The organism is Reyranella sp., from assembly GCF_017305915.1.
Classification (GTDB): Bacteria; Pseudomonadota; Alphaproteobacteria; order Reyranellales; family Reyranellaceae; genus Reyranella.
In genome coordinates this window covers 26020-43164 of sequence record NZ_JAFKJN010000008.1, presented here as the reverse complement: position 1 = coordinate 43164, position 17145 = coordinate 26020, and the positions used below count along the sequence as shown (strand labels likewise).

The following is a 17145-nucleotide window of genomic DNA, read 5'->3' as shown; positions in this document are numbered from 1 at the left end:
CCTTAGGCGTCTTCGATCAACTTCCCACCCAGGTCGAACATCAGCGAGAAGCCCATTTCGGCGGCACGCTCCTTCACCATGTCGTAAAACCTGGCGGCCTGCTCGCTCAAGGGATGCTGAGCCGCCACGTGAATGAGAACCGGAAGCCCCCGCAACTCGGGCTTGGCCTCCGCCAGCTGCCCGCTCTCGATGAATTCGAGGTAGTGATTGAGCTTGTCCTGGAGCAACAACAGATGCTCGCCCTCATCCTCCCAATCGAGATGATCGGAGATCGTCAAGACGGCCCGATTGTTCTTCTGATCTTTCCACAGAAAGTCGATGACTGCCGGCTGGTCGACTGACATTAAAGCCCCCCTTGATCATAAGATTGGACTGTCGCGGAAAGCCAATCTGTAACGTGTACGCTATACGACATACCTAATCGAGGTGTACCAACCTCTAGTTGCAACCTTAACCGGAGATATCATCGAGACGACCCGCTGGCTCTGTCCATCTGACCAAAGGAATTCGGTTACCGACGGCTTCTGGATGGACGTGGTAGGGCCCGTTCGGCGTTTGAATTTGGATTCGCGTGGGTGGAATCTTCATTCCTTCGTGGAAATTTCCCTCGCTCGCCAGTCTAGGCCAGCCCTCCTTAGTGATGACAGCACCCATCCTCTCGATCTCGGGATAAGCTATTCTTTGGTTCGGCTCCTTCAGTCTCAACCTTTGCATGTCCTTCCCATCTATTAGGAAGATTTCTTTCGTTTCCTTGTTTCTCACGATGAAGTCTATCCGAACGACAGGCCCATTGGGCGCCTTGATCATCACCTGTTGGGCGAAGTCGTATTTCGAACTCTGTTTCACGAGACGAGCGGCAAGTTCCCTTTCCCATGCCATGCCTTTGCGCACGCTGGCGGCTCCTCCTCCTCTCAGTTCGGCATCGGTCAACTCCTTTGTCGGCTTGCCACCTCGCCCGATGCCGCCGGCAAACGCGGCCAAGGCGGCGGCGCCGGCCTCGATAGCGCCGTCGGTCCTCGCGTCCTTGCGGACGTCATCCATCAGCTCTTTGTGCTGAAGGGCAGCCGCAACCGCGTTGGGATTGGTGACGTCGATCCCGCGCTGGGCGAGGGCACCGACAAGGCCTCTGCCGTAGCCTTCCAGTCCGGCCGAGCCGGTGAGCACAATTCCGCCGCCGACCCCACCCAGGACGGCCGTCGCGACGATGCCCGTGGTCAGGTCGGGCACGCTTCCGATCGCCGCGGCGCTGGCGATCTTGCCGCCCTTCTCGTCCAGCAGCTTTGCGAATTCCGCGACGGATCCCACTTCGAACAGCTGCCGAAGGGCATCGCTGCTCGGCAGCTCGTTCAGCTTGCGTTGCGCGTCGGCCAGTTGCCCTGCGGCAGCGGCAAATTCTGCGGCGACATTTCGGTTCTCAATAAGAAAGCGCTTGCCGACAACGCCGATGTTGTCTCCCTCATTGAGCAACTCCTGCACTCGCTGCCATCGCTGCGCGGCGGAATCGGCCCTGTACGTGGCACCTCGGCTATCGCCCTCCAGGAAGAACCGTTTGGTCGCGACCTTGAATCGCTCCCACCCGCTGAGGTCGTCGTAAGAAGGCTTTTCGAGCTCACGAGCCTGCGCTTCGGCTGCCTGGTATTCCGGGCTTCCTGGGATGGGTCCGATCGTCGGCGCGCCTGCGTAGCCGCCGGCCGAAGGTGTGGCGTCAGTGTTCGCCGCTTCCGCTGTCTCATTCGCATCGATCCCTGAGGCGGCCTGGACGCTGAACGCTTGCGCCGATCCCCCCGACGACGCGGCTTCCTGGTCGGTCGATGCGGCGCCGTTCCCGGGCTCGATCGGCGGTCGCATATCGACGGGTACCGCTGCGAGGCGCGTCCGGACGGCTTCCTTGTCCTGGTCTGATCCACTCCCCAGCACGCGCTGCATCTGGCGGATCTCGCGGACCGTGAACGGCAAGACCGGATTGCCGCCGCGCAGCTGCGCGATCTGACGGGCTTGGCGGATGCGGCCCTGGATGTCGTCGATCGGGACCGGCGAACCGACTTCCTTGTAGATGGCGGTGCCGGCGGCGAAGGCATCCTGTGCAAAGACTGCGGCTTGGCGGTCCTGGATGATGGCGGCGATATGACGCCACTCTTCCGGCAGCTCATCGATCATCCGCTGCTGTTTTTCGGCGCTGGCCTGCGCGAACGACGCAATGAATGCGTCGTACGTTGCCAAACGCCGCGCGAACGCAGCCGATTCGGACGCGCCGGCTGCGTCATAGGCATCGGCCAGCCTGGCGAACGTGCCTGGCTTGTAAGCTCGAGGATTGACCGCTTGGTCGTACATGGCAGCGCGGGCTTCGTCGTCCAGCGCCTGCACACGGGCGGCACGCGTGCTCTCGCTCGCGGACTCCTGAGCATCGACCTTGGCGCGGACGATTGCCTTGGCTTCCGACGGCAGGTTGGCATCCGAGTCGACGCGCCGCTGCAGAGGCGGTCCGTCTGTCCCGGCCTGGCCGGCGATCCACTGGTCGGCTGCGTGTTCGTATCGAGCGGCCTGCACCGGAGTGTCGAGCGACAGGCGGTCCGCCGGCACCAGCCGATCCTTCACCCGATCGAACAGGACGATCGCCTGAGGACCCTTGCCGCCGGCGATGCGTTGATCGATAGCGGTACGCCAGACCGCCGAGCGCGCTCCATCGATGGACGGAGTCTCCGGTTGACCGTCGATTCGCGCGAGCTCACTTGCGGCGCTCGCGTTGGCTTCGGCGAGGCCGGCGATCTTGTCGTCGTTGTCGTGCTCGAGCTCGGCAGCACGCAGGATCAGCGCCTGGCGCTCCGAGAGGACCCTGTCGCTGATGTACGCGCCGCTGTTCGGCGACGTGACGGTCGATGCCGTTGTTCGCATCATCGATATGGAGGTCGAGGCGCGGGCCGAGAGCGGCGCGCTCGCTGTCGTCGCGCGCCTGCTCGAGGATTGCCGACTTGAAGTCGTTTAGACGCTGGACAGTTGTGGGCGCCCCATCTACGGCATCGCCGCCGGACAGGCGATAGAAGGCATCGGGCGCCGTGAAGAGCGCCTCTTGCTTGCCGGCGATGAAGCGGTTGACCAGCGCTTCGATGCGATGGTCATCGACGGGTGGTGAAGGCGGTGGCTCGGCAACTGGGAACCACTCGGGCAACTGGAACGCGGTACTCATGCGTGCCAGTCTTACGCGTACTGCGTGTGGCCACCTATTATGGGCAATGGCCCGCGCTATTCCTTAGGCGAACGCACCCCGAAAGGGGGTTCCATTGCCCACAAAGGCTCAACGCGGCGACATCTTATCCACAGATCGTGGATATCTCTCAGCCGCGACAGCGACGCCCCACGGACATCCTGCCGATGACCTAGTCTAGTTATACGTTTTCCGCAGATAATGCCGAGTTATACGTTGTTTGCGAAAAACGTATAAGAACCTCAGGCTTTTAACCCTCGCACGATCAAATCGTTGAGCCGGCGCGCGAAGGCGGCGGGGTCGGGCGGGACCTCGCCGTCGAGGATCTGCGCCTGGGCGAGCAGCAGCGCCGACAGGTCGGCGACGTCGCCCTCCTTCTTCTCCTCGATCGAATGGGCGAGCGCCTTGACCAGCGCGTGCCTCAAGTTGAGTTCCAGGATCGGCTTGGCGCCGCTGCCGCGGTCCTGGCGGGCCAGCAGCCGCTCGAGCTCGCGGTCGCGGGCGCCGGTCGCGGCGACCAGGCAGGCCGCGCTGTCGGTCAGGCGCTGCGAGGCGCGCACGTCGGAGACCTGGTCGCCGAGCGTCGCCTTCACCGCGTCGAGAATGCCCTTGTCGGCTTCGGACGATTCGGTCGCGGCCTCCTTGTCCACCAGCGGCACCAGGCTGAAATCGACGTCGCCCTGGCTCAGCGACTTCAAGGGCTTGCCCTCGTAATCCGACGGCATGATGGTCCAGAAGGCATCGATCGGGTCGGCGAGCAGCAGCACCTCGATGCCGCGCGCCTTGGCCGCCTCGAGCTTGGGGTTGGCCTTCAGCCGCTCGATGCTCTCGCCGACCAGGTAGTAGATCTCGGTCTGGTTGGGCTTGAGGTCGGCAACGTACTGCCGGAGCGACCGCGGCGCGTCCGACGCGCTCGAGGCGAAGCGGCAGAGGTTCAGGAGCTGCGCGCGCCGCTCGTGGTCCTCGTACAGGCCCTCCTTGATCACGGCGCCGAAGGCTTCCCAGATCGTCCTGTACTTGGCGGCGTCCTTGTCGGCGGCGACCTCCAGCTCGCCCAGCACGCGGCCGGTGACGGCGTTGCGGATCTGCGTCACCTGCGGGTTGTTCTGCAGCATCTCGCGCGAGACGTTGAGCGGCAGGTCCTCGCTGTCGATCACGCCGCGCACGAAGCGCAGCCAGGGCGGCAGCAGCTCGGCATCGTCGGTGATGAAGACGCGCCGGACATAGAGCTTGACGCGCCCCTTGCGCCCCGGATCGGCCAGGTCGAACGGCCGCATCGTCGGCACGAACAGCATCACCGCGTAGGACTGCCTTCCCTCGGCGCGGTAGTGCAGGGTCAGCGCCGGCTCGTCGAACGCCGTGGCGATCGACTTGTAGGCCTCGGTGTAGTCCTCGGGCTTCATTTCCGACTTCGCGCGCTGCCACGGCGCCGAGGCGGCGTTGATCTGACGGGCCTCGCCCTTCTTGTCGCCCTCGCCGTCGACCAGCTCGATCGGGAACAGGATGTGGTCGGAATAGGTCCGCACGATGCGCTCCAGCTCGAAGCGCTCGGCGAATTTCCTGGCGTCGTCCTTGAGGTGGATCAGCACCTCGGTGCCGCGCGGCACCCGCGCCGCCTGCGCCTCGCTCGCCGGCGCGACCTCGAAGCCGGCGCCGCCCTCGGAGCGCCAGACGAAGGCCTGGTCGGCGCCGGCGCGGCGGCTGGTGACCTCGATGCTCGCCGCCACCATGAAGGCCGAATAGAAGCCGACGCCGAACTTGCCGATCAGCCCGCTTCCCTCCCCTGGGCCGTCCTTGGCCTCGGCCAGCCCCTGCAGGAACGCCTTGGTGCCCGAGCGGGCGATGGTGCCGAGATTGTCGATCAGCTCCTGCTCGGTCATGCCGATGCCGCTGTCGGCGATGGCCAGCGTGCCTGCCTTGGCGTCGGGCGTCAGCCGGATCGCCAGCCGCTCGTCGCCGGCCAGCAGCTCGGGCCGGGAGATCGCCTCGTAGCGCAGCTTGTCGCAGGCGTCGGAGGCGTTGGAGATCAGCTCGCGCAGGAAGACGTCGGTCTCGGAATAGACCGAGTGCACCATCAGGTTCAGGAGCTCGGCGACCTCGGCCTGGAACGCGTGGGAATGGGGAGTCTTTTCATCCGTCATGGCGCGCGGGAATTTGAGGGTTCTTGTCCGCCGCATCAAGCTTTGTCGCGCGTCCACCGTCAGGCCGCCCGACAGCCAGAAGCTGCCGGGCGGCCTCGCTCCGTCAGGTGCGCGGCAGCTCAAACTGATAGGTGCAGGCCGTCGCAGCCTTGATCCGGAAGTTCACGATCAGCTTGTCGGCCTTGAGTTGACCCTCGACCTTGCCGCTGAAGTAGTTGTCGTTGCGGCCCTTGAACTCGAGCTCGACGATGCCGCTGTTCAACAGCGTGCCCTTGACGTTGCTGGTCGGCGTGCCGGTCGCAAGCTCCGAGAAAGTTCCCTCGAGCTCGTTGCCCTTCAGCACCAGGTCGAGCGTCGGCGTCTGGCACCACGAATCCGTCTTGCCCTTGCCCTTGTAGGTGCCCCCGGCGGCCGCGACCGCAGCCGCCGTCTCGGGCGTGGCCGGGACCGCAACGCTCGGCCGACCCGGCGCCGGCGCGCTGCACTGCTTGGACTTGACGTTGTTGTCGACCGCCTCGAACTCGCCCTTGAGGCGGCCGAGCTCGTCCTTGCGGTCCTTGGTGGCGGCGAGGCCGATCAGCGCCGGCCAGAAGATGATCAGGCCGACGCCCATCAGGGCGGCGTCGGCATTGGCATTCTCGCGTTGCAGGCCGGCGACCCGGTCGACCTCACGCGTCAGCCGCATCTTCTCGTCGACGAGCTGCTCGCAAGACCAGTTCTGATAGGTGTTCGGGCTGACATACCTGGCATCGATGGAGTCGGGCCCCTTCGCACATCCCGCCAGATAGGACACCGCCACGCCGACGCCGAGCACACGACGCAGCACCTCGCCGCGCGATGCCGCGCGGTTCTCGACAGCCGATTTCATAGACTTCCCCCCAAATATGCGCGGTGTGCGCATCTCCCTTTGTTAACTGCAGTGTAACGTCGAAGCCTGTTGATTACCAGCGCGAGTGCAAACCTGGCGCGAACATGTTCTGCATCTGCAACTGAACATTCCGACTCGCGGCTGGGCTAGACTGCCGGCAACAGGGACGGAAACCATGCGGACAGGTGCTGACTATCGGAACAGCCTGAGGGACGGGCGGCGGGTATTCATCCTGGGCGGCGGCCAGGTCGAGGACGTGACGACCCATCCGGCGACCGCGGCGATGGTCGGGGAATATGCCGCCTGGTACGACCGCCACGCCGATCCGGCGTGGAAGGACACGCTGTTCGATGCGCAAGGGCCCATCGACTACCGCGTGCCGCGCACCTCGGACGACCTGGTGCGGATGGGCCGGTGCTTCTCGGCCACCACGTTCCTGAGCGCCGGCAACATCACCCACACGCCGGCCTACGGCCACATGATCGCCCTCGGTGTGCTGCACGCGGTCGGCCTGCGCCAGGCCGCGCCCGAGCAGGTCGCCAATGCCGAGGCCTATCGCGCCGAGATCGCGCGCACCGGCCGCTTCCTGACCTTCGCCGCCGGCGCCGCGCCGATCGGCCATCGGCTGCGCGCCGATCCTGCCGACCGGGTGGCGATCAAGGTCGTCGGCCGCTCCGACGCGGGCGTGACCCTGCGCGGCAAGATCGGCATGCACACCAGCCCCGCCTTCGCCGAGGACGTCTATATCGGCGCGGTCAACGGCGCCGACATCGACGGCCATCGCGCCACCTTCGTCGTGCCGGTGAACGGCAAGGGCGTCACGGTGATCTGCCGCAAGAGCGCGGCGGGCGATCCCAACCCCTTCACCGCGCCGCTCAGCCATCGCTTCGACGAGCTCGACGGCCAGATGTGGCTCGACGACGTGGTCGTGCCGTGGAACCGCGTCTTCCTCACCGACCCATCGCCCGAGCCGGTGGCGCGCTGGCTGTTCTGGCACCAGCTCTATTGCTGGCTGTCGAAGGCGGAGTTCACCCTGGGCCTGGCGCTGGCCTGCGCGCAGGCGATGGGGCTCGCCAACCACGAGCTCACCATCGACTACCTGCTCGACCTGATCACCGACGTGCAGACCGTGCGCGCCTGCCAGATCGCCGCCGAGCGCGATCCGGAGACGACCGCCGACGGCTACTGCTCGCCCAACCACAGCCATCTCGCCGTGGGCAGCATCGCCATGCTGAAGGCGCGGCGGCGGATGGCCGAGATCCTGCGCATCCTGCCGGGCTCCTCGCTGGTGGTGGCGCCGAGCGACAAGGACCTCGCCGATCCGGCCCTCGCCGCGGGCCTCGAGGAGTCGTTCGTCGGGGCCGGCTACAGCGCGCGCCAACGCGCGGCGCTGCTGCAGCTCGCCTGGGACCATGTCGGCTCGACGCTCGATCATCGCGAGCACGTGTTCGAGCTGCATGCCAACGGCGGCGAGTTCGCCTGGCGCGGCCGCCTGCGCCGCAGCTTCGACCGCTACAACGAGCTCGCCAATGCCGTGCTGAAGCACATCGCCGAGCCGATGCCGGCGGTGAGCCTCGATGCCCTTCGTGAAGCGCCGCTGGCCGCGCGGCGCCCCGTCACCCCGCCGCGGCCCGGAGAGCGTTGAATGAAAGTGTTGAGTTCGATTGCCGTGCAGCCCGCGGTCGAGGTGCTGTTGCCGGGCTTCATCGAGGACACCGGCATCCGGCCCGTCATCGAATGGAACACCGCGCCGGCCTTCGTGAAGCGCCTGCAGGGCGGCGAGACGGCCGACCTCCTGATCCTGAACCGCGCCGGCATGGACATCATGCAGCGCGACGGCCGCATCCTCACGGGCTCGGAAGTGACGCTCGCCTCCTCGCCCGCCGCGCTCGCGGTCAAGGCGGGCGCGCCGCATCCCGACATCTCGACCGGCGAGGCGCTGAAGCGCGCGCTGCTGGCGGCGCGGTCGATCTCCTACACCGATCCGGCAGCGGGCGGCGCGAGCGGCATCCACTTCGCCAGGGTGATCGAGCGGATGGGCATCGCCGCCGAAATCAACGCCAAGAACAAGTTCCCGCCGGCCGGCGGCCTCAGCGGCACGTTCCTGCCGACCGGCGAGGTCGAGATCGCGGTCCAGCAGATTCCCGAGCTGAAGCAGGTCGCCGGCCTCTCGATCGTCGGCCCCCTGCCCGCGCCGTACGACCTGGTGACGGTGTTCGTTGCCGGCATCGAGAAGGCGAGCGCGAAGGCGAAGGAAGCGAAGGTCTTCCTCGACTTCCTGCGCACGCCGGCCGCCGCCGCGATCTTCCGCGACAAGGGACTCGATCCGGCTTAGACCCGGCGAAACGCGCGACAAGTTCCTTGTGCAGCCCGCAGGTCGCTTCTGTAGCATCCCGACCAAAGCGACTGGGGGAGGGCACGCGATGCGCAAGCGACTGACGCGGCGAAAGCTGCTGGCGACGACGGTCGGCGGAGTCGCCGTCGCGCCCCTGCTCGGCACCGGCGCCCGCGCAGCCGATCCCTGGCCGACCAAGCCGATCCGCGTCCTGATGCCGTTCGGCGCCGGCGGCTCGATGGATGTGCTGTCACGGCTGCTCGCCCCGATCGTCTCGGAGTCGCTCGGGCAGCAGGTGATCGTGGAGAACCGTCCGGGCGCCACCGGCACGGTGGCGATGGCGGCGGTGGCGGGGGCGCCGGCCGATGGCTACACGCTGATGTTCACGGGCAGCAGCTACGCCATCGTCGGCCTGCTGATGCGCAATCTTCCCTTCGGCATGGACGCCTTCACGCCGCTGTCGCGGCTGACCATCGGGCCGACCATGCTCACCGTGCCGAGCCAGCTCGGCATCAGGACCATGGCCGAGTTCGTTGCCGCCGCGAAGGCGCAGCCGGGCAAATGGTCCTACGGCAGCTCGGGCATCGGCACGTCGGTGCACATGGGAGGCGAGCTCTTCAAGATGGACGCCGCGGTCGACCTGATCCACGTCCCCTATCGCGCCACGCCGGCGATCGTCGCCGATCTCCTGGAATCGCGCCTCCAGATGTCCATCCTGGGCGTGACGGACTGCCGGCAATACCTCTTCTCCGGCCAGTTGCGCGGACTGGCGCTCAGCCACACCGAGAGGATGGCGGAGTTTCCCGACGTGCCGACCTTCGCGGAAGCGGGCTATCCCAAGGTCCGGGCCAGCAACGACTTCGGCATCGCGATCAGGGCCGACACCCCGGCGCCGATCAAGGCGCGATTGGAGGAAGCCTACCGAACGGCCGTGCGCCGGCCGGAAATCGTGAAGCGGTTGACCGACATCGGTCTGATCGTCGTGGGCACGTCATCGGCCGAGTTCGTCCGCATCCTCGCCGACGACACCGCCCGCTACACCGAGGTCATCCGGGCCGCCAACATCAAGCTGGAGTGAGGACGGAAGCGTGCGCTCGGCGCTGCCGATCGCTACTCGATCGACGTACAGGCCGTACATCTCGGCGTCGTTCCACGGGCCGCCGTCCGGCATCGCCGGCGTGACGTTCGCAAACGGCAATGCCGAATGGCCGCGCGGGAGCCCGAGCGGCGGCGAGCGTGGCGAACAACGTCGCGAGGGAACCGTCTCGGGACGCTGCGCCGGCAGCTTCACGATGAGGAAGCCGTAACCCTAGCGGGCTTCGAGGGGCGTCCCCGGGGCTTCGCCCGGCATCAGGCTGCGGATCGCGTCCAGCAGAATCGGCAGCGATATCGGCTTGGCGACGAAAGGCGCCGCCTTCAGCCCGTCCGGTAGATTTGCCTTGTCGTAGCCGCTCACCACGACGAACGGAATCCGCCGTTGCTCGAGGAAGACAGCGAGATCCGCGCCCCATCCGTCGACGAGCTTGGCGTCGAGGATCACCACGTCCACGCCCTGGGACTCGATCTCCTTCACCGCGTCGGCGACCGACGTGACCGGCCCCATCGGCTTGCCGCCGGCGCCGGCGATCTCGTTGAACAGCATCAGGCCGATGATGACTTCGTCTTCGACGATCAGGACGGACGTCCCGCGAAGAGGCTGGTTCATGGGAGGCTCCTCACCGCAGGACGTCCTCTGTGCTGGTGACGAGCACACAGGTGCAGCCCGTCCCGCTCCAGACACGGTCGTCGCCCGTCATCGGCGCGCGGCGGCTGTAGTCGCCGGGAAGCAGTTTGCGCTCGTCGATCCAGAGCTCACCGTCGAGCAGGTGCAGTTCTTCCACGCCGGCGTGGGTGTGTGCCGGATAGCTCGCGCCCGGCGCCAGCCGCACCAGCATGCTCACCCGGTGCCGTTCCGTATCCGTCGCCAGCAGCTTGCACTCGATCCCGGTCGCGAGCCGCTCCCACTCGGGCTCGCGCCATCGTCGCACCGGCAGCAGCGGCGGCTGACCGGTCGCTTGCGCAATGCGAAGCGCGAGACGCTCCTGCAGCGGTGTCGTCGGGCGCAGCAGATCGGTCGGCCAGGCCACCAACCGGTCGATCACCGGGCGCAGGCTCTCGAGCGCGCGGTGGCAGTCCGGGCACGAGGCGATATGGGCGTGGAGCGCAGGCAGTTCGGCCGCGGGCACGGCCTGCAGGGCGCCGGCATAGGCTGGCTCGGCTCTCTCGCGGCAATTCATACCCCCCAAACGTCAACCGCGCGCGCTTGGATTGCCGCGAGCGCGGTCCGGCCGGTTCAGCGCAGGGTATCTTCGGTACTGGTGATGAGAAGGCAGGTGCAGCCGGTCTCGCTCCAGACCTCGTCGTCGCCGGCACCGGGCGCACCGTAGTTGTAGTCGCCCGGCACGAGCTTGCGGTCGTCGATCCACAGCTCGCCGTCGAGGAGATGCAGCTCTTCCACGCCGGCATGGGTGTGCGGCGGATAGCTTGCGCCCGGCGCCAGGCGCACCAGCATGCTCACGCGGGACCTTTCGGTGTCCGTCGCCAGCAGCTTGCATTCGATGCCGGGCGCGACCTGCTGCCAGTGCGGTTCCGACCATGGCCGTGCAGGGGCCGTGGACGGCCTCGCGGCGTCGCCGCCGATGCGCTGCGCCAGGCGCTCGTGCAGCGATGCCGGCGGACGCAGCAGGTCGGTCGGCCAGGCCGCGAACCGCCCGACCACCGGACGCAGCTCCTCCAGTTCCTGCTGGCAGGCCGGGCACGATGCGATGTGGGCTTCGGCGGCGGCAACCTCGGCCGGCGCCAGCGCCCGGGCGGCGAAGGCGCACGTCAGCTCGCTCTGTGCGCACGGGGACTCGTGCGACGTCCTCATGGCGCCCCCGTCTTGGCGGCCAGCGCCTGCCGCAGCTTGTGCAGTCCCGACCGAATGCGTGTCTTGACGGTGCCGAGCGGCCGACCGAGCTGCGCCGCGGCCTCGGCGTGCGTCAGCCCGCCGAAGAACGTCATCTCGATCGCCTGGCGCTCGTCCGCGGTGAGTGCCGACAGCGCCGCGCGCAACAGCACGCCCTGCTGGCGCAACTCGAGCACGTCGCTCGGATCGGCAGCAGGCTCGGACATCGGCTGCCGATCGCCGCCGTCGGTCCGCTTCTTGCGGTTGTCGAAGCGCAGGCGGTCGATGGCGCGCGAACGCGCCTGGTTCATGATCCAGCCGAGCACCGTGCCGTTCGCGGGGTCATAGCCCGCGGCGCGCCGCCACACGTCATGGAAGACGTCGACGGTGAGCTCCTCGGCGGTCTCGCGGTTGCAGGTAATGCGCATGACCAGGGTGAAGACGATGCGATGAGCCATTTCGTAGAGCTCATGCAGCGCGGCCTGGTCGCCCGCAGCGATCGATTCCACGAGCCTCGACCAGGCCTGCTCCGGCACCGGCGCGGCGGGCTTGGCGTACAGGACGTCGCCCAACGTTGTTGCCGGCTTTTGTTGAGGTGCCTCGGCCATGGCTGACGACTTCGCCATCGGGCCGGATTTTGCAGGAATTCCGGCAGATCGATCAAGTTCGCGATACGAGTGTGCGATCCCGCACCGAGCAGGCGAGTCATCGGTTTGCCCGCGCCACCGCTGCGTTCAGCAGGAGGTTGGCGCCGGGCACCGAGCGGCTGAGCTCGATGTCTTCCTTCACGTTGTGGCTGATGCCCTCGTGGCAGGGCGTGAAGATCATCGCGGTCGGCGCCATCGTCGCCACGGCGTAGGCGTCGTGGCCGGCCTGACTGCGCATCTCGCGGTACGGCAGGCCGAGCTCCTTCGCCGTCGTGCGCAGGAGCTCGATGCAGTCGGGCGCGAACAGCTCGGTGCCCCAGCTCCAGCCCGGCGCCACGTCGATCTCGACATTGGCCTTCTTCGCCGCGTTCGCGATCGCGGCCTCGATCTCCTTGCCCATCGCCTCGAAGCGCGCGGCGTCGATGTGGCGGTAGTCGAGCGTGAGCTTGACCTCCTCGGCGTAGGTGCCGGGCAGGTTGGGGAAGCTCTCGATGCGCGTCGTCGTGGTGCGGCCCTCGTCGGCCGCGTAGGCCAGCCCGATGTCGTTGACCGCGGCGATCACGTAGCCCGCGCCGACCAGGGCGTTCCTGCGCATCGCCATCGGCGTGCCGCCGGCGTGGCCGGTGTCGCCCTTGAGGGTGAGCCGCAGCGCCCGCGTCTTGTAACCGCCGACCACGATGCCGACATCGACCTTCTCTCTGTCGAGCACCGGTGCCTGCTCGATGTGCAGCTCGAGATAGGCGTCGAACTTGCGCTGGCCCAACGGCTCGGGCCCGGCATAGCCGATCGCGTCGAGTGCCTTCTCCACGGTGATGCCGTCGTCGTCCTTCGTCGCCAGCACGTCGGCCAACGGCAGCACGCCCGCGAAGGCCATCGAGCCCATCATCGGCGGCGCGAAGCGGCCGCCTTCCTCGTTGGTCCAGCAGATCACCTCGATGCCGCGCTTGGTCGGCAGCCCGCGGTCGTTCAGCGTGCGCACCACCTCCAGCCCGCACAGCACGCCCAGGATGCCGTCGTAGCGGCCGCCGCAGATCTGGGTGTCGAGATGGCTGCCGATCGCGACCGGCGGCAGCGACGGGTCGCTGCCCGCGCGACGCGCGAAGATGTTGCCCAGGCGATCGATCTCGATCGAGCAGCCCGCCTCCTTCGCCCAGGCCACGAACTGGTCGCGCATCTGCTTGTCCTCGGCCGACAGCGCCAGCCGGCGCAGGCCGACGTCGCGGAACTTGCCGATCTCCGCCGAGCGCTCGAGCGTGCTCCACAGCCGCTCGGGATCGATCTCAAGGACGTTGCTGGTCACGCGAAGCTCCTGCGTTGACGGGAACACTGAACCACAGGCGTGCGTTCACACCGGTGGCCGGGTACTGGATATCGAGCGCGCCCTGGATCTGGTGCGCGCTCGCCGCCAGCAGGCGCGCGCCGAAGCCGCGGCGCTGCGGCGGCGCGATCGTCGGCCCGTCCTGCTCGCGCCATGCCAGGTCGATTGCAAGCGCCTTGCCAACCGGCTTGACCGTCCAGGTGATGGAGACCTTGCCCGTGCCGCCCGACAGCGCGCCGTACTTGGCGGCGTTGGTCGCGAGCTCGTTCAGCATCAGTGCCAGCGTGATGGTGGTGTTGGCCGGCAGGTCGACCGCCTCGCCCGCGATCTCGACGCGGCCGTTCTGAGCGCTGAACGGCTCGAGCACGGCGGTGACCAGCCTGGTGATCGGCGCGCCCTGCCAGGCCGTCTCCGCCAGGAGGTCGTGGGCGCGCGACAGCGACTGCAGCCGCTCGCCGAAAGCCTTGCCGAAGGCCTGCGGGTCGGGGCTGCTGCGCAGCGTCTGCAGGGCGAGCGACTGGACGATCGCCAAAGTGTTCTTGACCCGGTGGTTGAGCTCGTCGAACAGCAGCCGCTGGCGCTGCTCGGAGGCCTTGAGGTCGGTGATGTCGACCAGCACGCCGATCACGCGCAGCGCCTTGCCCCTGGAATCGCGCTCGACCTGGCCGCGGTCCATCACCCAGCGGACCTCGCCGTCGGGCCGGCGGATGCGATAGGTGAGCTGGTACTGGTCCTCCTGCTCCAGGATCTGCCGCTTGCGCCAGCGCACCTGGTCGCGGTCGTCGGGATGGACGAAGTCGAAGGCGGCCTCGAGGTTGCGCTCGTCGCCGGGTGCGGCCCCCAGGATCTGGCGGATTTGCGGCGAGCGATAGACACGGTCGTTGACCGCGTCGTACTGGTGCGCGCCGAACTGGGCGGCGTCGGCCGCGGTGCCGAGCAATTGCTCGCTGTAGCGCAGCGCCAGCCGGCTGGCCTCGAGCTCGCGCTGCGTCTCGCTGAGCGCGTGGCCGACCGCGTTCACCTCGGCGACCGGGCCGTCGGGCAGCGCGACCGGATCGCCGCGGCCCAGCGAGGCCGCCGCCTCGGCGGCGCGCGCCAGCGGCTTGGTGAAAAACCAGCCGAAGACATAGGCGGCGAGGCCGGTGAAGCCCACGACCATGACGACGGCGGAGATCCACAGCCACAGCGATTCGCGGATCTGCGCATCGATCTGGCGCGCCGGAAACGACACGCGCACGGTCCAGCCGGCCAGCCGCACCCGGCCGGCGCGCGCCAGCACTTCCTCGTCCTCGAGGCTGCGATCGTCGGCCACGAGGCCCATCGCCTGCTGGCGCCAGTGCGCCGGCGCCGGCTTGCCGAGCCACTGCGCGCTGTCGCGGCTGCGCGCCATGATCGTGCCGTTGCGGTCCCAGATCGCGGTGATCCAGCCGGCATCGAGCCGCTGGTCCAGCAGCAGGCCGAGCAGGTCGTCGGGGAACAACCCGAGGCTCATGACGTAGAGCAGCCGGCCGTCGCGCACGATCGGAATGGAAATGTTGAAGACGAGGCCCCTGGTGGCGAAGCTGGTGAACAGGTCGGACACGACCGGCCGCATGGTCCGCCGCACCTCCTCCAAGGTCGCCGGATCGCCGGTCAAGGTCGGCGCCTCGCCGTAGGGCAGATACGTGTTCAGCAGCTGCCGGCCCTCGGTATCGACCAGCACCAGGTAGTTGCGGCCGAGGCTCGCCTTGGCCTGGGCATGGAAGGCGGCCCAGTCCCGCGCGTCCAGCGCCGGCGCGGTGGCCAGCGTCTGCAGCACCGCCGTGCGCCGCTCGATGTCGCGATCGATCGTGACGACCAGCTCGTCGAGCTCCTGGCCGATCAGGCGCTCGAGTCGATGGTGCTCCTGTACCGCCGAGCGGTAGAGCAGCGCCGCCAGCAGCACGAGCAATGGCACCGCGATGATGACGCCGAACAGGACGAGATGCAGGGCGGCCGGCCAGGCGCGGCGTCTCCCCGGGGCCGCGCTCATCGCTCCTCGACCTGCGGCGCCAGCACCTCGCGCAGGCCGCGGGCCAGCTCGGCCGCCCGGAAGGGCTTGCCGACCCGCGTCGCCCGCGCGATGCCCTGCGGCAGCGAACGGGCCTCGTAGCCGGTCACGAACACGATCGGGATGCCGCGGGCCGCGATCAGCTCGGCCACCGGGTCGATGCGCCGGCCGGCGACGTTGACGTCGAGCAGGGCGACATCGGCCGCCGTGTGGCGCGCCAGGCGCAACGCGTCCTCGAGATGCCGCGCGGAGGCGACCACCTGGCAGCCGAGCTCGGCCAGCATGTCCTCGAGCGTCATCAGGACCAGCGCTTCGTCCTCGACGACGAACGCGCGCAAGCCCGCAAGGTCCAAAGGCATGCTCCCCAATCGCCAGCCAGTACCGGTACCGAACCCTTGGGATCGTATAGCCTGTTACGGTTGCGGGACAAGACGAGCGGCCAGATGAGCGACCTTGGGGCGTGGCCTTCCGGAGCGGGATGCGCTATCGCTTTGCGCACGAGGGAGTATGTACAACGATGCCGAGTCGCTACCGTGATGCGGGCCTGATCGTCCTGTTGCTGTCGGCCGCCGCGCTGGCGGGCTGCAAGCCCGAGAACCAGTTCGTGGCACCGCCGCCTGCCGAGGTCAGCGTTGCGCCGCCGGTGCAGCAGAGCGTGCAGCCGTTCGTCGAGTTGACCGGCAACACCGTGTCCGTCGCCACCGTCGACCTGGTCGCCCGGGTCGAAGGCTTCCTGGTCGGCATCGACTACAAGGACGGCAGCTTCGTGAAGAAAGGCGATCCGCTCTTCCAGATCGAGCCGACGACCTACGACGCCAAGGTCAAGCAGGCGGTGGCCGAGCTCGATTCGGCCAAGGCCCAGCTCGTCCAGGCCGAGGCCGAGTTCACCCGCCAGGAGACGCTGCTGCGCCAGAACGTGTCGGCACAAAACACCTTCGACCAGGCCAAGGCCAAGCGCGACTCGGCCAAGGCCAACGTCGAGAACAACCAGGCGAACCTGATCGTCGCCCAGACCAACTTCAGATACACCAAGGTCGTCGCCCCGTTCGACGGCATCGTCACCAACCACCTGGTATCGGTCGGCGAGCTGGTCGGCTCGTCGACGCCGACCAAGCTCGCGACCATCATCCAGCTCGACCCGATCTACGCCACCTTCAACATGAGCGAGCAGATGCTGCTCGACATCCGCGCCCGGCTCGGCAACGCCAACATCAGCCCCGAGGACTTCAACAAGATCCCGCTCGAGATCGGCCTGATGACCGAGGAGGGCTACCCGCACAAGGGCAGGCTCAACTATGCATCCCCTTCGGTCGATTCGGCGACCGGCACGGTCCTGGTGCGCGGCATCTTCGACAACCCGAGCCGCGGCCTGCTGCCGGGCTTCTTCACCCGCATCCGCGTGCCGACCGACACCAAGTCGGCGCAGGCGCTGATCGTGCCGGACCGCGTGTTGGCGGAGGACCAGGCCGGCAACTATCTGCTGGTGGTCAACAAGGACGACGTGGTCGAGCAGCGCCGGGTCGCCTCGGGCATCCTGCTGCCCGGCGGCCTGCGCGTCATCGACAAGGGCCTCGCCGCCGACGACCGCGTCGTCATCAGCACCAACGGCCGCGCCATCCAGGGCCGCAAGGTCTCGCCCAAGGTCACGGCGATCCAGGTCCCGGCGGCCGCGAAGTAAC

The 17145-nt window shown here is 67.7% G+C and carries 16 protein-coding genes; 5 read left to right on the top strand and 11 right to left on the bottom strand.

The genetic code is table 11. From position 1 onward, the window contains the following. Nucleotides 1-2: 2 nt before the first annotated feature. The 4 genes from J0J01_RS05190 to J0J01_RS05175 all read right to left on the bottom strand — a co-directional run bounded on the left by J0J01_RS05190 (nt 3) and on the right by J0J01_RS05175 (nt 6211). Nucleotides 3-344 (bottom strand): DUF6572 domain-containing protein, encoded by a 342-nt coding sequence (locus tag J0J01_RS05190; protein WP_296379148.1) that lies wholly within the window; start codon nt 342-344, stop codon nt 3-5. 106 nt (nt 345-450) lie between these two features. Beyond that, a complete protein-coding gene (locus J0J01_RS05185; RefSeq protein WP_296379147.1) occupies nt 451-2895 on the bottom strand; it encodes a hypothetical protein in 2445 nt (814 codons plus the stop codon). Nucleotides 2896-3444: 549 nt separating this feature from the next. Further along, on the bottom strand, nt 3445-5343 hold the full coding sequence (gene htpG / locus J0J01_RS05180) for a molecular chaperone HtpG (RefSeq protein WP_296379146.1): 1899 nt from the start codon (nt 5341-5343) through the stop codon (nt 3445-3447). Nucleotides 5344-5446: 103 nt separating this feature from the next. Continuing rightward, the gene (locus J0J01_RS05175; RefSeq protein WP_296379145.1) at nt 5447-6211 is read right to left on the bottom strand and encodes a hypothetical protein; all 765 of its coding nucleotides are present in this window, start codon (nt 6209-6211) and stop codon (nt 5447-5449) included. 175 nt (nt 6212-6386) lie between these two features. Between J0J01_RS05175 and J0J01_RS05170 the strand changes: the two genes are divergently transcribed. The 4 genes from J0J01_RS05170 to J0J01_RS05155 all read left to right on the top strand — a co-directional run bounded on the left by J0J01_RS05170 (nt 6387) and on the right by J0J01_RS05155 (nt 9853). Next, a complete protein-coding gene (locus tag J0J01_RS05170) occupies nt 6387-7856 on the top strand; it encodes a 4-hydroxyphenylacetate 3-hydroxylase N-terminal domain-containing protein (RefSeq protein WP_296379144.1) in 1470 nt (489 codons plus the stop codon). Next, nucleotides 7857-8546: a substrate-binding domain-containing protein gene (locus J0J01_RS05165; RefSeq protein ID WP_296379143.1), complete on the top strand. Its 690-nt coding sequence runs from the start codon at nt 7857-7859 to the stop codon at nt 8544-8546. A gap of 88 nt (nt 8547-8634) precedes the next feature. Then, nucleotides 8635-9624, top strand: a complete 990-nt coding sequence (locus J0J01_RS05160) for a tripartite tricarboxylate transporter substrate binding protein (RefSeq protein ID WP_296379142.1) — start codon at nt 8635-8637, stop codon at nt 9622-9624. A gap of 10 nt (nt 9625-9634) precedes the next feature. After that, the gene (locus tag J0J01_RS05155) at nt 9635-9853 is read left to right on the top strand and encodes a hypothetical protein (protein WP_296379141.1); all 219 of its coding nucleotides are present in this window, start codon (nt 9635-9637) and stop codon (nt 9851-9853) included. 2 nt (nt 9854-9855) lie between these two features. Here the strand turns inward: J0J01_RS05155 and J0J01_RS05150 are convergent, their stop codons facing one another. The 7 genes from J0J01_RS05150 to J0J01_RS05120 all read right to left on the bottom strand — a co-directional run bounded on the left by J0J01_RS05150 (nt 9856) and on the right by J0J01_RS05120 (nt 15825). Further along, nucleotides 9856-10251, bottom strand: coding sequence for a response regulator (locus J0J01_RS05150; RefSeq protein ID WP_296379140.1), 396 nt, complete (start codon nt 10249-10251; stop codon nt 9856-9858). 10 nt (nt 10252-10261) lie between these two features. Continuing rightward, nucleotides 10262-10822 (bottom strand): cupin domain-containing protein, encoded by a 561-nt coding sequence (locus J0J01_RS05145; RefSeq protein ID WP_296379139.1) that lies wholly within the window; start codon nt 10820-10822, stop codon nt 10262-10264. A gap of 56 nt (nt 10823-10878) precedes the next feature. Continuing rightward, nucleotides 10879-11454: a cupin domain-containing protein gene (locus J0J01_RS05140; protein WP_296379138.1), complete on the bottom strand. Its 576-nt coding sequence runs from the start codon at nt 11452-11454 to the stop codon at nt 10879-10881. Continuing rightward, nucleotides 11451-12098, bottom strand: a complete 648-nt coding sequence (locus J0J01_RS05135) for a sigma-70 family RNA polymerase sigma factor (protein WP_296379137.1) — start codon at nt 12096-12098, stop codon at nt 11451-11453. Before J0J01_RS05135 ends, J0J01_RS05140 begins: the two co-directional genes overlap by 4 nt. 79 nt (nt 12099-12177) lie before the next feature. Next, nucleotides 12178-13419 (bottom strand): Zn-dependent hydrolase, encoded by a 1242-nt coding sequence (locus tag J0J01_RS05130; RefSeq protein ID WP_296379136.1) that lies wholly within the window; start codon nt 13417-13419, stop codon nt 12178-12180. Beyond that, nucleotides 13400-15448 (bottom strand): HWE histidine kinase domain-containing protein, encoded by a 2049-nt coding sequence (locus J0J01_RS05125; RefSeq protein WP_296379135.1) that lies wholly within the window; start codon nt 15446-15448, stop codon nt 13400-13402. Before J0J01_RS05125 ends, J0J01_RS05130 begins: the two co-directional genes overlap by 20 nt. Further along, entirely contained in the window at nt 15445-15825 is a 381-nt protein-coding gene (locus J0J01_RS05120) for a response regulator (RefSeq protein WP_296379134.1), read from the bottom strand. The genes J0J01_RS05125 and J0J01_RS05120 overlap by 4 nt, the downstream gene beginning before the upstream one ends. Before the next feature lie 158 nt (nt 15826-15983). On the opposite strand from J0J01_RS05120, the gene J0J01_RS05115 reads away from it, so the two are divergent. Further along, complete coding sequence (locus J0J01_RS05115) at nt 15984-17144, top strand: efflux RND transporter periplasmic adaptor subunit (protein ID WP_296379133.1); 1161 nt, start codon at nt 15984-15986, stop codon at nt 17142-17144. Nucleotide 17145 lies beyond the last annotated feature (1 nt).

What these genes read in the sequence shown, in the direction of transcription:
- J0J01_RS05125 (WP_296379135.1), bottom strand. Translation starts at nt 15,448, where the DNA reads ATGAGCGCGGCCCCGGGGAGACGCCGCGCCTGGCCGGCCGCCCTGCAT.
- J0J01_RS05185 (WP_296379147.1), bottom strand. Translation starts at nt 2,895, where the DNA reads ATGATGCGAACAACGGCATCGACCGTCACGTCGCCGAACAGCGGCGCG.
- J0J01_RS05160 (WP_296379142.1), top strand. Translation starts at nt 8,635, where the DNA reads ATGCGCAAGCGACTGACGCGGCGAAAGCTGCTGGCGACGACGGTCGGC.
- J0J01_RS05120 (WP_296379134.1), bottom strand. Translation starts at nt 15,825, where the DNA reads ATGCCTTTGGACCTTGCGGGCTTGCGCGCGTTCGTCGTCGAGGACGAA.
- J0J01_RS05165 (WP_296379143.1), top strand. Translation starts at nt 7,857, where the DNA reads ATGAAAGTGTTGAGTTCGATTGCCGTGCAGCCCGCGGTCGAGGTGCTG.
- J0J01_RS05170 (WP_296379144.1), top strand. Translation starts at nt 6,387, where the DNA reads ATGCGGACAGGTGCTGACTATCGGAACAGCCTGAGGGACGGGCGGCGG.
- J0J01_RS05175 (WP_296379145.1), bottom strand. Translation starts at nt 6,211, where the DNA reads ATGAAATCGGCTGTCGAGAACCGCGCGGCATCGCGCGGCGAGGTGCTG.
- J0J01_RS05190 (WP_296379148.1), bottom strand. Translation starts at nt 344, where the DNA reads ATGTCAGTCGACCAGCCGGCAGTCATCGACTTTCTGTGGAAAGATCAG.
- J0J01_RS05115 (WP_296379133.1), top strand. Translation starts at nt 15,984, where the DNA reads ATGCCGAGTCGCTACCGTGATGCGGGCCTGATCGTCCTGTTGCTGTCG.
- J0J01_RS05135 (WP_296379137.1), bottom strand. Translation starts at nt 12,098, where the DNA reads ATGGCGAAGTCGTCAGCCATGGCCGAGGCACCTCAACAAAAGCCGGCA.
- J0J01_RS05140 (WP_296379138.1), bottom strand. Translation starts at nt 11,454, where the DNA reads ATGAGGACGTCGCACGAGTCCCCGTGCGCACAGAGCGAGCTGACGTGC.
- htpG (WP_296379146.1), bottom strand. Translation starts at nt 5,343, where the DNA reads ATGACGGATGAAAAGACTCCCCATTCCCACGCGTTCCAGGCCGAGGTC.
- J0J01_RS05150 (WP_296379140.1), bottom strand. Translation starts at nt 10,251, where the DNA reads ATGAACCAGCCTCTTCGCGGGACGTCCGTCCTGATCGTCGAAGACGAA.
- J0J01_RS05145 (WP_296379139.1), bottom strand. Translation starts at nt 10,822, where the DNA reads ATGAATTGCCGCGAGAGAGCCGAGCCAGCCTATGCCGGCGCCCTGCAG.